The 12,966-nt window shown below is 67.9% G+C and carries 16 protein-coding genes; 14 read left to right on the top strand and 2 right to left on the bottom strand.

Features of this window, described 5'->3' with window-relative positions; all coding sequences use genetic code 11:
* Positions 1–2: 2 nt before the first annotated feature.
* Together H7A87_RS08695 and H7A87_RS08690 are read right to left on the bottom strand one after the other, a co-directional pair.
* The gene (locus H7A87_RS08695) at positions 3–674 is read right to left on the bottom strand and encodes an acetyltransferase (protein ID WP_104582863.1); all 672 of its coding nucleotides are present in this window, start codon (positions 672–674) and stop codon (positions 3–5) included.
* Complete coding sequence (locus tag H7A87_RS08690; RefSeq protein WP_104582862.1) at positions 671–1,108, bottom strand: FdtA/QdtA family cupin domain-containing protein; 438 nt, start codon at positions 1,106–1,108, stop codon at positions 671–673. The genes H7A87_RS08695 and H7A87_RS08690 overlap by 4 nt, the downstream gene beginning before the upstream one ends.
* A gap of 354 nt (positions 1,109–1,462) precedes the next feature.
* Between H7A87_RS08690 and H7A87_RS08685 the strand changes: the two genes are divergently transcribed.
* The 14 genes from H7A87_RS08685 (at position 1,463) to H7A87_RS08620 (ending at position 12,942) form a co-directional block, all read left to right on the top strand.
* Positions 1,463–2,029 carry a cytochrome b/b6 domain-containing protein gene (locus H7A87_RS08685; protein WP_180497006.1) on the top strand — a complete coding sequence of 189 codons (567 nt, stop codon included), beginning with the start codon at positions 1,463–1,465 and terminating at the stop codon, positions 2,027–2,029.
* 83 nt (positions 2,030–2,112) lie between these two features.
* Complete coding sequence (locus H7A87_RS08680) at positions 2,113–3,456, top strand: cytochrome C (RefSeq protein WP_119128381.1); 1,344 nt, start codon at positions 2,113–2,115, stop codon at positions 3,454–3,456.
* 33 nt (positions 3,457–3,489) lie between these two features.
* Positions 3,490–3,921 carry a c-type cytochrome gene (locus H7A87_RS08675; RefSeq protein ID WP_104648502.1) on the top strand — a complete coding sequence of 144 codons (432 nt, stop codon included), beginning with the start codon at positions 3,490–3,492 and terminating at the stop codon, positions 3,919–3,921.
* Between the two features lie 448 nt (positions 3,922–4,369).
* Positions 4,370–5,092, top strand: coding sequence for a hypothetical protein (locus tag H7A87_RS08670; protein ID WP_164739913.1), 723 nt, complete (start codon positions 4,370–4,372; stop codon positions 5,090–5,092).
* Between the two features lie 63 nt (positions 5,093–5,155).
* Positions 5,156–5,737, top strand: a complete 582-nt coding sequence (locus tag H7A87_RS08665) for a sigma-70 family RNA polymerase sigma factor (RefSeq protein ID WP_104582859.1) — start codon at positions 5,156–5,158, stop codon at positions 5,735–5,737.
* On the top strand, positions 5,734–6,390 hold the full coding sequence (locus H7A87_RS08660; RefSeq protein ID WP_164739900.1) for a zf-HC2 domain-containing protein: 657 nt from the start codon (positions 5,734–5,736) through the stop codon (positions 6,388–6,390). The genes H7A87_RS08665 and H7A87_RS08660 overlap by 4 nt, the downstream gene beginning before the upstream one ends.
* Positions 6,387–7,709, top strand: a complete 1,323-nt coding sequence (locus H7A87_RS08655; protein ID WP_119128379.1) for a S8 family serine peptidase — start codon at positions 6,387–6,389, stop codon at positions 7,707–7,709. Before H7A87_RS08660 ends, H7A87_RS08655 begins: the two co-directional genes overlap by 4 nt.
* Before the next feature lie 10 nt (positions 7,710–7,719).
* Positions 7,720–8,478: a heme ABC transporter permease CcmC gene (gene ccmC, locus H7A87_RS08650; RefSeq protein ID WP_115676752.1), complete on the top strand. Its 759-nt coding sequence runs from the start codon at positions 7,720–7,722 to the stop codon at positions 8,476–8,478.
* A complete protein-coding gene (gene ccmD / locus H7A87_RS08645; protein ID WP_119128378.1) occupies positions 8,475–8,684 on the top strand; it encodes a heme exporter protein CcmD in 210 nt (69 codons plus the stop codon). The genes ccmC and ccmD overlap by 4 nt, the downstream gene beginning before the upstream one ends.
* Positions 8,681–9,151, top strand: a complete 471-nt coding sequence (ccmE, locus tag H7A87_RS08640) for a cytochrome c maturation protein CcmE (protein WP_119128377.1) — start codon at positions 8,681–8,683, stop codon at positions 9,149–9,151. Before ccmD ends, ccmE begins: the two co-directional genes overlap by 4 nt.
* A 62-nt stretch (positions 9,152–9,213) precedes the next feature.
* The gene (locus H7A87_RS08635) at positions 9,214–11,202 is read left to right on the top strand and encodes a heme lyase CcmF/NrfE family subunit (RefSeq protein WP_119128376.1); all 1,989 of its coding nucleotides are present in this window, start codon (positions 9,214–9,216) and stop codon (positions 11,200–11,202) included.
* The gene (locus tag H7A87_RS08630) at positions 11,199–11,741 is read left to right on the top strand and encodes a DsbE family thiol:disulfide interchange protein (protein ID WP_104582852.1); all 543 of its coding nucleotides are present in this window, start codon (positions 11,199–11,201) and stop codon (positions 11,739–11,741) included. Before H7A87_RS08635 ends, H7A87_RS08630 begins: the two co-directional genes overlap by 4 nt.
* Complete coding sequence (locus H7A87_RS08625; RefSeq protein WP_180496947.1) at positions 11,741–12,223, top strand: cytochrome c-type biogenesis protein; 483 nt, start codon at positions 11,741–11,743, stop codon at positions 12,221–12,223. Before H7A87_RS08630 ends, H7A87_RS08625 begins: the two co-directional genes overlap by 1 nt.
* Positions 12,217–12,942, top strand: coding sequence for a C-type cytochrome biogenesis protein (locus H7A87_RS08620; RefSeq protein ID WP_180496946.1), 726 nt, complete (start codon positions 12,217–12,219; stop codon positions 12,940–12,942). Before H7A87_RS08625 ends, H7A87_RS08620 begins: the two co-directional genes overlap by 7 nt.
* Positions 12,943–12,966: the final 24 nt, after the last annotated feature.

Below are 12,966 nucleotides of genomic sequence, written 5' to 3'. Positions count from 1 at the left end.
GCTCACAGCGCCACGTCGAAGCTGGACCTGTCGGCCACCGCGCGCGCCGGCGAGCCCACGTAGACGCGCTCGGGTTCGGTATGCCGGGTGACCAGCGCGCCGGCACCGATGATGTTGTCCGCGGCAATGCGCACCTTGTCGCTGAGCGTGGCGTTGACACCGATGAAGCTGCCGCGCCCGATCTCGCAATAGCCGGAAATCACCGCGTGCGAGGCGATGAAGACATTGTCCTGCACCACGGTGCGGTGACCGATATGGTTGCCGCTCCACAGGATGCAGTTGTCGCCGATCCGGGTGAACGGCTGGATGACATTGCCCTCGAAGAGGAAACAGTTGGCGCCGATCTGCGCATTGCGCCAGACGAATGCACGCGAACTGACGTAGCTGGCGCAGCGATAGCCGCGCCGCAGCATGTCCTGAAAAAAGCGCGTCCGCAGGCGGTTGAGCCGCGTGGCCGGGATGGCCACGAAGACCTCGTACTGCGCGGGCGGATAGCGCTGTTCGAGCTCCTCAAAGGCCACCACCGGCAGCTCGGCCAGCGTGGGCCGCAGCAGGAAGTCGCGCTCCACGCTGAAGGCCACCACGGTGTAGTCGCTGTCGTGCTGAAAATACTCGCAGGCGATCTGCGCAAACTCGCCTGCGCCAATGATCACCAATGGCTTGTGCACGCTCATGCTTCCAACCTGCGTGCTTCCAGGCCGCTGCCAGCGCGCGCCTCGCTGAGGAACTGGTCGTAGTCCAGAATGTAGTCGGCGGGATCGTAGAACTGGTCGGCCAGCACCATCAGCACGCAGTCGGGGCTGAAGCGATGCAGGTCGCGCCACACCATGCGGCCGAGCAGCAGGCCCTGCGATGGATCGTCCAGCACCACTTCCTGCTGGCCGTGGCCATCGCCCTGGTCCAGCAGGATCGTCACCGAGCCATGCAAGGCCACCGCAAGCTGGTTGAGCTGACGGTGTGCATGCTGTCCGCGATGGACGCCGTTGCGGGTGCCGAACAGGTAATACACGCGACGTATCTCGAACGGGACATTGCGCTGCTGCTCCAACGAAATGAGCAGTCCGCGATCGTCGCCGTGGGTATGCAACTGGATGCGTTCGATGGCCATGATCGGAAGGGCGTAACCGCTGACTGCACGTAGTGCGACATGCCTGAGTGCGCCGGGATGCGCGAAAGGTTGCGCGCGGTCACGGCGCTGCGAAGCCAGGTGCGCACAAGCGCAGTTGCGCACGCCGCAGCACCGCGATGTGCGACGCATGCGAGCGAAATGCCGACTGCAACGCAACCTTTCTCCGACATCGCCGCACATATCGGTGCACGTTCACCTGGCCGCCGTTCGGCCGGCGTGGGGAGCCAGGCCTGGCAGCGCACTGCCGGAACCAACGACCACCACCGGAAGACAGATCAGATGAGTCCATCCCCCCAGCCGCCCGCCAGTGCGTCCGCCAGCGGCGCAGGCCCCATGCCGCTGCCGGAACAGGCGCCCGCAGCGGCGCGCGTGCTGCCGCTGCCAACCTCGATGCGTGTCCTGCACTGGCTTACCGTGCTGTGCCTGGCCATGGCGGCCACGCTGATCCTGCTGCGCGCCGAACTGGATGGCCGCGCACTGCGCCAGTGGCTGCTGGAAGGTCACCGCCACTTCGGCCTGTTGGTATTGGTGTTGTTCGCCTTGCGGGTCGGTTTGCGGCTGCGTCTGCGCACGCTGCCACCCGGCCCGCCCGCCTCGCTGCCGATGCGCCTGGCCGCTGGTGCCACGCATGTGGCGATGTACGGGCTGATGCTCGCGTTGCCGTTGCTGGGCTGGGCGCTGAGCGGTGCCTTCGGCAAGACGGTGTATTTCTTCGGCATCCCGCTGCCCGCGTTGGTCGCACCCGATGGTGACCTCGGCGACACCCTGGGCATGTGGCACTTGAATGCCGCCTGGGCGCTGCTGGCGCTGGTGCTGCTGCATATCGGCGCCGCGCTCTGGCATCACCTGGTCTTGCGCGACGGCCTGCTGCGTCGCGTGCTGCCGGGCAAGCGCGCATGAGCCGCCGCATGCCGCCCTCTGTGACCCGTTTCCTCGCCCGTTCCCGCACCGCTGCATCCCGCACTGTCGAACAAGGACTTTCCATGCCTGCTCCCCAGCCCGCTCCGCGTCGCACCGCCACGCGTCCCGCCTCCCTGACGTCCTTGTTGTGCGTGTCCGGCCCGCTGCTGCTGCTGGCCAGCACGCACGCCCAGGCGATCCCCTCGTTCGCGCGCCAGACCGGCTCGTCCTGCGCGGATTGCCACATCGGTTCCTACGGCCCGTCGCTCACGCCTTACGGCATGCGCTTCAAGCTTGGCGGCTTCACCGATACCAATGGCGAAGGCACCAAGATTCCGGTGTCCGGCCAGCTGACCTGGGCGCGCAACAATCCCAGCCGCGGCGACAGCACCGCGCGGCTGACCCAGGCCGACCTGTATCTGGCCGGCCGGGTCAACGACAACATCGGCGGCTACTCCAAGATCCGCTCCAACAACAGCGGCAATGCCACCTTCGATACGCGCCTGGACGATGTGGACCTGCGCTTTGTCAGCAAACCGTTCCAGATGGCCGGCAAGGACACCATGCTCGGCGTCAGCGTCAACAACAATCCGGGCATCTCCGACCCGGTGCATGTGTTGCCGAATGCGTCCACCCTGACGCCGGCATCCACTGGCGGCGCGTCCACCATGCTCAGCTCCTCGTCCCTGTCCAACCGCGTCATCGGTGCCAGCGTGTACGGGCTGTACGACAAGAACTGGTACGGCGAAGTGGGCAGCTACAGCGCGTTGTCGCCCTCGGCGCAGGATCGGCTCGGCTGGCCGATCAATGGCGACCCGGGCAAGCTCAGCGACACCAGTTATGCGCGTCTTGCGTACATGAAGGACATGAAGCGGCAGTTCTTCTCGGTGGGCCTGACCGCGCTCAACACGCGCCGCCAGCGTCCGCGCAACGGGCCCAGCGACGACCTCACCGATTTCGGCTACGACCTGACCTATCAATTCCTCGGCACCCGCGAACACGTGCTGTCGCTGGCCTACGTCAACATCTACGAGCGCCGCAGATACGGCAGCCCGCTGATTCCGTCCGACCCGACCATGCCCGCGCTCGACCGTGGCAGCGTGCGCGACCAGACCATCAGCATGAACTACGCGTTCAAGCAGACCTACGGCGTGCTGGCCGCGCACATGATCAACACCGGTTCGTTCGATGCAGCGCGTTATTCGCCGGTCGGCATCCCCGACACCACCAGCAATCTGATCCTGGTGTACTGGAGCCCGTTCGGGCGCGAAGGCACCTACACCACCAATGCCAACCTGCGCGTGTCGGCTGGCTGGTTCCGCTTCGACAAGTTCAACGGCAGCACCTCCAACGTGTTCCGCGGACCGCCGATCACCAATCCGCGCGACCTCGACAGCTTCACGCTGTCGGTGAACCTGGCGTTCTGATTTCCCCTGTTGCACGCAACCGTACGGACTCCCATGCCTTCATTTCCCAAGACCCTGTTGTGCGCTTCGCTGGCCGGCCTGCTGCTGGCCGGCGCCACCCTGACCGCCCCGGCGCGGGCCGCCGATGGCAAGAGCGTGTTCGCAAGCGAATGTGCCGAATGCCACAGCGCCACCCAGGGCAAGAACAAGAAGGGCCCGTCCCTGTTTGGCATCGTCAACCGCCCTCCCGGCAGCGTGGCCGATTTCAGCGGCTACTCGCCCGACCTCAAAGCTTATTCGGCCGTGCTCAAGGGCCGCTCGACGGACCTGATGCCGAACAAGGGCGTCTGGGATGCAAACAGCCTGAAGGCATTCCTGAAGCAGGACTCCAAGAAGGCCCTGCCGGGCACCAAGATGAAGTACGAAGGGCTGGAGGACGAAAAGGAACTGGACGCGCTGATCGCCTACCTCGCTACCCTGCATTGAGACCGTCCGGCAGGCGACGGACCGGCCGCGCCGGCACCCCGGCGCGGGATGCCTGCCCCAGGGCGGTCCCGGCACCGGCCTGACGGCGCCGCCGGTGGAGAGGGATGCCCGCTTCAAGCAGCGTACAGCCGGCCGGCCGCAGTGTCCGCGTCCAGCACCGCCCCCCGGACCAGCACTGCACATGTGTGCCGGGCCGCGTTGCCTGAACCGGTCCCTTCGCGTATACGGACGAAACCGTCGCAGCCGCGGCGGTCTCGTCCTGCGTGATGGGTGACTATCCCGCCCCGCCCTGTGCCGACGTCCTACGCCCTTGCCCACCGTGTCACCCGCCCAGCACGCCCCCTTACGACCGCGACGCCGCTGCGCCTGCGGCGGGCAGCAGTGGGGCGCGATCGGTGCACGCCCGACGCCGCCGGGCGTGTTGTCGCCAGGCCTGCCCTGCACGTCTCTGCGCTGCGGGCGGCACCACCGCGCGCCGTTGCGCCGCAGTCTGTTGCTGGCGCTGGTGCTGGGCCCGTGCGGCAACGCGCTGGCGGATAACCTCGGCGGCGCGGTCGCCGTGGCCTCGACCCTGATCGACCGCGGCATCTCGGTCGCCCCCAACCGCGTCACCCTGCAGGCAGCCGGCTACTGGCTGCCCTCCCCCGGCTGGTCGGTCTCGGTGTCCACGGCGCTGCAGTCGCCCTCGCTGAGCCGGCCGGTGGCGGTGACTGCCCAGGGCGCACGCGCCTGGATGCTGGACGACCGTTGGCAGATGCAGGCCAGCCTGTTGTATTACGCCTACCCCGCCGACCGCCAGTCGCGCACCTTCGACCGCCAGGAAGCGAGCCTGGCGTGGTCCTACCGCGACATGTTCACGTTCTCGCTGTCCACCTTCAATTTCCCGCGTGCGCAGCGCTCGCCCTGGAACAAGGTGATCGATGTCACCGCCAGCGTGCCGCTGTCGGCCAGTGTCAGCCTCTCGGCAGGCGCCGGCATCTCCGACTTCCCGGCCATGACCTACGGTGCCCAGAGTTCCGGCCGCTATCGGTATGGGCAACTGGGCCTGAAATGGAACCACGCCGCATGGACCGTGAAGCTGGACCGGGTGCTGACCAGCAGCAACACCCCGCGTGCGCAGGGCGGCCCCGGCGAAACGCCGTGGGTGGGCATGGTGTCGCGCGCGTTCTGATCCACCCGCAACCTTTTGCCCGCTCCCGGGCACCTAGAGGTGTCCTCTGCCGTGCGTGCCTTGATGAATGATTCCGACACCCTGGGTGATGCCACCGATCGCATGCTGCTGCGCCGCATGGCGGCGGGCGATCGCGCCGCGTTGTCCACCATGTACACCAGCTATCACGGCCGGCTGTGCCGGTTCCTGTCGCGCCTGACCCGGCGCCCGGACATCATCGAGGAAGCCATCAACGACTGTTTCTGGATCGCCTGGCAGAAGGCCGGCGACTTCCGCGGCGATTCGCAGGTCTCGACCTGGATCATGGGCATTGCCTACCGCTGCGGCCTCAAGTGCCTGCGCCAGCACGACGGCGAGGCCATCGACGATACCGCCATGGTGGAAGACCACGCCCCCAGCGCCGACGACAACGACGACCGCGAACTGCGCGACTGGCTCGACAAGGGCATGGAACGGCTGTCGCCGGACCAGCGCCTGGTGATCGAACTGGTCTATGGCGTCGGCCACAAGCTGGAAGAAGTCGCCGAGATCATGCAGTGCCCGGTGGGCACCATCAAGGCCCGGCTGTTCCATGCGCGGGTCAAATTACGCAATGTGCTGCCCGGCCTGGCCGGCGGCGCCCCCTATACGGAGACCATGCAATGAAGACGTTTTTCATCGCGCCCGGCAAGGAATGCTCGCACGCCTGGGAACTGATGCCCGCGGTCCTGCTCGACAGCGCCACCGAGGAAGAGAACACCTGGCTGATCGCGCATGTGGCCAAGTGCGCCTCGTGCAGTGCCGAGTTCGCCCAGCAGAACCGCCTGCGCCAGGCGCTGGCACTGCCGTCGGCGGTGAAGCTGGACCCCGACGCCGGCCTGCAGCGCCTGCTCGGCCGGCTGGATGCGCCGGAGCAGACCAGCGCGCCTGCGCCGCCGCCGGCAGCGCGCCGCTCCGGCAGCTGGACGGTACGTGCCCTGGCGGCCGCGGCCCTGGTGCAGGCGATCGGCCTGGGCGTCATGGGCGTCAAGCTGGCCGCGCCGGCGCCCTCGCACGACTACCGCACGCTCAGCAGCGCCACCGCCCAGCCGGTGCCGCAAGGCGCCATCCGGGTGGTGCCGGACGCCAGGATGACCGTGGCCGACTGGGACCGCCTGCTGCATGCGCAGCAGTTGCAGGTGATCGGCGGGCCCAACGACATGGGCGCCTACACCGTGGTGCCGGCCGCACTGCAACCGCCGGCACAGCCGCAGCGGACCGTGCAACAGCTGCGCGCCAACCCCGGCATCCGGATGGCCGAGATCGTGTCCGCGCCATGAAGCGCATGCTCGCCATCGGCGTGATCGCCGCATGCATCGGCCTTGGCACGCACACCCGCGTGCAGGCCGCAGCGCAGGAGCCGGCGCAGGTCGCCGCCGCCAGCAGCACGCCACCGGCGGCCGATGCGCAGACGCCCGACAGCAGCCGCGACATCCTGCTGGCGGTGGCCAACCCGCTCAGTGCGCCGCCGGCGCGCGCCGGTTCCAGCCTGATCGGCTACGCCTCCAGTTACTACGGCGCCGGCCAGAAGGCGGCCGCGCGCATGGAAGCGCTCAAGCAGCGCTACAAGCTGCGCGAAGTCGCCGGCTGGCCGATCACCTCGCTTGGCCTGTACTGCGCGGTGTTGCAGCCGCCACCGGGCGTGTCGCGCGACGAGCTGGTCACTGCGCTGGCCGACGACGACGGCGTGGAGCTGGTGCAGCCGGTGCAGGATTTCTCGGTGTTTTCCGCCGACGCGTCGGAAAAGACCACTGCGCTGTCCGGCTACAACGACCCGTACGTGGATCTGCAACGCGGCTTCATCGCCACCGATGCGGCCAGCGCGCAGACCGTCACCCAGGGCCGCGGCGTGGTGGTGGCGGTGGTGGATACCGGCGTGGACACCACCCATGCCGACCTGAAGACACGCATCCGCGATGTGCACGACCTTGTCGACGACGCGCCGGTGATGACCAGCAGCGACTCGCACGGCACCGAGGTGGCCGGCATCATCGCCGCCGGCAGCAACAACCATCAAGGTATCGTCGGCATGGCGCCCAAGGCCATGCTGAGCATCTACAAGGCGTGCTGGTATGCACCCAGCGTCGGCGCCACCGCACGCTGCAACACCTTCACCCTGGCCAAGGCGCTGGCGGCGATCAACAACAGCTCCGCGCGCGTGATCAACCTGAGCCTGGGCGGCCCGGCCGACCCGCTGCTGAGCAAGATGCTGCAGCACCTGGTGCAGCAAGGGCGCATCGTGGTCACCGCAATGCCGCCGAACGGGCGCCTGGACGGCTTTCCCAACGATGTGCCGGGCGTGCTGGTGGTCCGCAGCAGCAGCTCCAGCGCCGCCATGCCCGGCGTGCTCAGCGCCCCCGGCAAGGACATCCTGACCACCCAGCCGAACGGCCGCTACGACTTCACCTCCGGCTCGTCGATGGCCACCGCGCATGTCAGCGGCATGGTCGCGTTGTTGCTGTCGCTGTCGCCCTCGCTCGATGCCAAGGCACTGCGCGAGCTGATGCAGCGCACCAGCAAGATCTCCGACGGCCAGTTGCAGGTCAACGCCGGCGCCGCCGTGCAGGCACTGGCGCCTCCCGCCCGACATCCCAACTGACGACACCGGCATGGCCAAGTGGATTCCCCTGTGGCTGCACAAACTCAGCTCGCCGCCCGTCTTCTATCGCGTCGCCGGACGCGTGCGCCCGTGGGCATTGGGCCTGGCGCTGTTGCTGGGTGCGGTGGCCGTCTACGGTGGGCTGGTGCTGGCGCCGCCGGATTACCAGCAGCACGATGCCTACCGCATCATCTTCATCCACGTGCCCAGCGCCTGGATGAGTCTTTTCATCTACGCGGCGATGGGCGTGGCGGCGTTCATCGCGCTGGTATGGCGGATCAAGCTGGCCGAGGTGGTGACCATGGCCTCGGCGCCGATCGGCGCGGCCTTCACCTTCATCACCTTGTGCACCGGCGCGCTGTGGGGCAAGCCGATGTGGGGTACCTGGTGGACCTGGGATGCGCGGCTGACTTCCGAGTTGCTGCTGCTGTTCCTGTATCTGGGCGTGCTCGGCCTGTACCACGCAGTGGAAGAGCGCCGCCAGGCGATGCGCGCGGCCGGGCTGCTCGCGCTGGTGGGCCTGGTGAATCTGCCGATCGTGCATTACTCGGTGGTGTGGTGGAACACCTTGCACCAGGGCTCCACCGTGCGCCTGCTCGGCCCCTCCACGATGAGCGCGGACATGCTGTGGCCGCTGCTGACGATGCTGCTGGCCACCAAGTGCTACTACGTGGCCAGCCTGTTCGGCCGCGTGCGCGTGGACCTGCTCGCCCTGGACAGCGGCAAGGACTGGGCACGCCGCATCGTGTTGACCGGGCGCACCGCATGACCACCTTGCTGGCCATGGGTGGTTACGGGCAATACGTGTGGACCGCGTACGCCGTGTTCGTGCTGGTGCTGCTGGCCGATCTGGCATCGCCGTGGTTGCGTCGGCGCCGCCTGCCGCGCGAACTGCGCGGCCAGTTGCAACGGCAGGCGCCGCGGCGCCCACGCGATGTGGCGTCTGCAGCGCCGCTGGAGCGTGAGGCCCCATGAACGCCACCCGCAAGCAACGCCTGTGGCTGGTGCTCGGCGCACTCGCCGCCGCCGTATTGGCGGTCACGTTGATCGTGCTCGCACTGCAACGGAACATGAGCTATCTGTTCACGCCCAGCCAGGTGCATGCCGGCGCAGCGGCGAGTTATCAGCAGTTCCGCCTCGGCGGCATGGTCAAGGCCGGCTCGATCCAGCGCGCCACCGACAGCCTCACCGTCCATTTCACCGTGATCGACAAGCATGCCGCGACGCAGGTCGAATACACCGGCATTCTTCCGGACCTGTTTCGCGACAACCAGTCGGTGATCGCCAATGGGCGCATGCAGGGCGGGCGCTTTGTCGCCAACGAAGTGCTGGCCAAGCACGACGAAACCTACATGCCGAAGGAACTGAAGGACGCGATGGCCGAAGGCCATGTCGGCAAGCCGATGCCCGCCACCGCCGTGCCGCTGTCTGCGCCGCGCTGATGCGGCGCGCACGGTGTTCCAGCAATCGATGATCTCTCTTCGCTGCACGATGCGATTCGCCCATGACGCCTGAACTCGGCCAGATCGCACTGATCCTGGCGTTACTGCTCTCGCTCGCCCAGGGCGTGTTGCCGCTGGTCGGCGCCTGGCGCGGCAACACCGCGTTGATGGGCATTGCGCGGCCTGCCGCGGTCGGCCAGGCGCTGTTCGTGTGGATGGCGTTCGGCCTGCTCGCCTGGTCGCTGCTGTCGCTGGATCTTTCGGTGCGCTATGTCGCCGACAACGCCAACACCGCCCTGCCCTGGTACTACCGCTTCGCCGCGGTGTGGGGTGCGCACGAAGGCTCGCTGCTGCTGTGGATCGCGATCCTGTCGACCTGGACGGTGCTGCTGGCCGCCTTCAGCCGGCATCTGCCGCAGCAGTTCGCCGCGCGCGTGCTGGCGGTGCTGGGGCTGGTGTCGCTGGGCTTTCTGGCCTTCATCCTGCTGACCTCCAATCCGTTCGGGCGGCTGTCGCCGATCCCGCTGGATGGCAACGAGCTCAATCCGGTGCTGCAGGATCCGGGCATGACCTTCCACCCCCCGGTGCTGTACACCGGCTATGTCGGTTTCTCGGTGGCGTTCGCGTTCGCGGTGGCGGCCCTGCTCGGCGGCGAACTGGAACAGGCCTGGGTGCGCTGGGCGCGGCCGTGGACCAACGTGGCCTGGGCCTGCCTCACCGCCGGCATCGTTGCCGGCAGCTGGTGGGCATACGCGGAACTGGGCTGGGGTGGCTGGTGGTTCTGGGACCCGGTGGAAAACGCCAGTTTCATGCCGTGGCTGGTCGGCACCGCGCTGATCCACACCCAGGCGGTCACCGAAAAACGCGGCAGCCTGCGCGCCTGGACCATCCTGCTGTCGATCCTGGCGTTCTCGCTGTCGTTGCTGGGCACCTTCCTGGTGCGCTCGGGCGTGCTGACCTCGGTGCATGCCTTCGCCGCCGATCCGCGCCGCGGCCTGTACATCCTGATCTTCCTGGTCGCCGTGGTCGGCGGCTCGTTGCTGCTGTACGCGCTGCGCGCACCCAGGATCGCCAGCGGCAAACCGTTCGCCGCCGCCTCGCGCGAGACCGCGATCCTGATCGGCAACCTGCTGCTCACCGTGGCCGCGGCGATGGTGTTGCTGGGCACCCTGTTTCCGCTGGTGGCCGATGCCTTCGGCCTGGGCAAGGTGTCGGTGGGGCCGCCCTACTTCGGCTTGCTGTTCCCGCTGCTGATGGTGCCGGTGATGCTGTTGCTGCCGTTCGGCCCCTACCTGCGTTGGGGCAAGGCCGAGGCGGCGCCGTTGCGGGCACTGGGCACGCGCGCCGGCATCGCCGCGATTGCCTGCGCGCTGGTCGGCAGCCTGTTTGCCGATGGCCAGGTCAAGGCGATTGCCGGGATCGGCGTCGCCGCGTGGGTGGCGGCCGGCACCGCGCTGTACATGCACAAGCGCTGGCGCGAGATGCCGCGCGGCCGGCGCTTTCCGGCGGAAATGGCCGGCATGCTGCTCGCGCATGCGGGCGTGGCGGTGTTCGTGGCCGGCGTGCTGGTGTCTGAAAGCCTGTCGGTCGAACGCGACGTGCGCCTGGCACCCGGGCAGACCGCCGAGATCGCCGGCTACGCATTCCGCTTCGATGGCGTGCAACTGATCGACGGGCCGAACTGGAAGGCCGAACAAGGCAGCGTGCAGGTCAGCCGCGATGGCCAGGTGGTGGCGCAACTGCATCCGCAAAAACGCCTGTACAGCAGCGAGCGCATCCAGACCGAATCGGCGATCGACCCCGGCATCACGCGCGATCTGTATGTCGCACTCGGCGAGCCGCTGGACGACCAACACATCGAAGACGACTGGACGCTGCGGCTGTACTACAAACCCTTCATCCGCTGGATCTGGGCCGGCGGCCTTTTGATGATGCTGGGCGGTTTTGTCAGCGCCTGCGCCCGCCGTTTCCGTGCGCCGGCCCTCGCCAGCACGACGGCCAGGGCACCGGCACACGGCGCCCTGGTCACCGCACAGGAATCGCACGCATGAACCGTCTGCTGCCCTTGCTGGGTTTCCTGTTGCTGGCGGCGCTGTTCGGCTTCGGCATCTACTGGACGATGCAGCACAACCCGCGCGAGGTGCCCTCGCCGTTGATCGGCAAGCCGGCGCCGGCGTTCTCGCTGCCGCTGCTGGATCAGCCCGGGCAACGCGTCAGCCGCGATCAGCTGCTGGGCAAGGCCTACGTGCTCAATGTGTTCGGCAGCTGGTGCGCCGAATGCGTGCACGAACATCCGGTGCTGATGGCCCGCGCCAGCCGGCTCGGGGTGCCGCTGATCGGCTACAACTACAAGGACGCGCCTGCCGACGCCACCGCCTGGCTCGCGCAACATGGCAACCCCTATGCCTTGGTCATCGCCGATGAAACCGGCCAGACCGCGATCGACTTCGGCGTCTACGGCGCACCGGAAAGTTTCCTGATCGATGCGCAAGGCGTGATCCGCTACAAGCACATCGGCGTGCTCACGCCCGAGGTCATCGACGACGCGCTGCTGCCCGCCATCGCCGCATTGCCCAGGACCACGCCGTGATGGCGGCGCGCCGCGCATGGCGCTGGTACTGGCGCATGCAGGGCCGGCCATTGCGTTTGCTGCTGGTGCTGCTGCTGGGCGCGCTGCTTGCACCGCCGCTGGCGGCGCAGGCGGTGGACCCGCTGCCGTTCAAGAACCGCAGCGACGAAGCGCGCTACCAGCGCCTGACCGCACAGCTGCGCTGCCTGGTGTGCCAGAACGAGAACCTGGCCGACTCCAACGCCGCACTGGCGCGTGACCTGCGCCATCAGGTGTTTGCGCAACTGCAGGCCGGCAGGAGCGATGCGCAGATCAAGCAGTACATGGTCGATCGCTATTCGGATTTCGTGCTGTACGACCCCCCGGTCAAGCGCGGCACCTGGCTGCTGTGGTTCGGTCCGTTGCTGCTGCTGGGCGCCGGTGCGGGCGTGGTGATCCATACCGTGCGCAAACGTGCGCGTGCCGGCACCCCGATGGCGCCGCAGGCGGAGGAAGAGTGGTGATGACGGGTTTCTATGTCGCAAGCGCCGCGCTGGTGGTGGTTGCCTTGCTGTTGTTGCTGGTGCCGTTGCTGCGCCGGCCCACACGCAATGGCAACGCACGCTACATCTTGCCGATTGCCCTGGTGCTCGGCGTGCCCGTCGCCACGGCCGGTCTGTATCGGCTGGTGGGCGCGCCGGAGGCGATCGCACGGCGCGTGTACGCGGCGGCGCAGCCCCTGGCGCAACCGGCCGCCGCGCCGCCGTCCATTGCCGCCGCTGAGCAAACGCGGGCCGCCCAGGCCGACGATGCCGCCGACGCTGCGCAGGAGCAGATGCTGGAAGCGTTGATGCAGCAAGCTAAAGCGCACGAGCAGGACGACCGCCCCGCCGATGCGCGTGAAGCCTACGCGCAAGCGCTGAAGATCGCGCCCGATCTCAGCGCTGCCCTGGTCGGCTGGGTGGCTGCGGACATGGCCACGCGCAGCGATTTCGCCATCGATGCCGACGCACGCGCCCGCCTGCAACAGGTGGTCGCACGCGAGCCGGATCATCAACGCGGCCTGTGGCTGCTGGGCATCAGCGACTTTCAGCAGCACGACTACCGCGCAGCCAGCGCGCACTGGCGCCATCTGCATGGCTTGCTCGACGCCGGCTCGCCGATGCAGAAAGCGGTGGCCGACAAGATCGCCGTGGCCGAAGCGCTGGCAAGCGCGCGGCAATCCAGGCGTGCAGCGCCCTGAAGCCAGCTGCGGACTGTGTCCGCG

It is taken from the genome of Xanthomonas sp. CPBF 426 (genome assembly GCF_903989465.1).
GTDB lineage: Bacteria > Pseudomonadota > Gammaproteobacteria > Xanthomonadales > Xanthomonadaceae > Xanthomonas > Xanthomonas euroxanthea.
The sequence above is the reverse complement of the archived record's forward strand: the minus strand, read 5'-3'. Positions and strand labels throughout refer to the sequence as shown.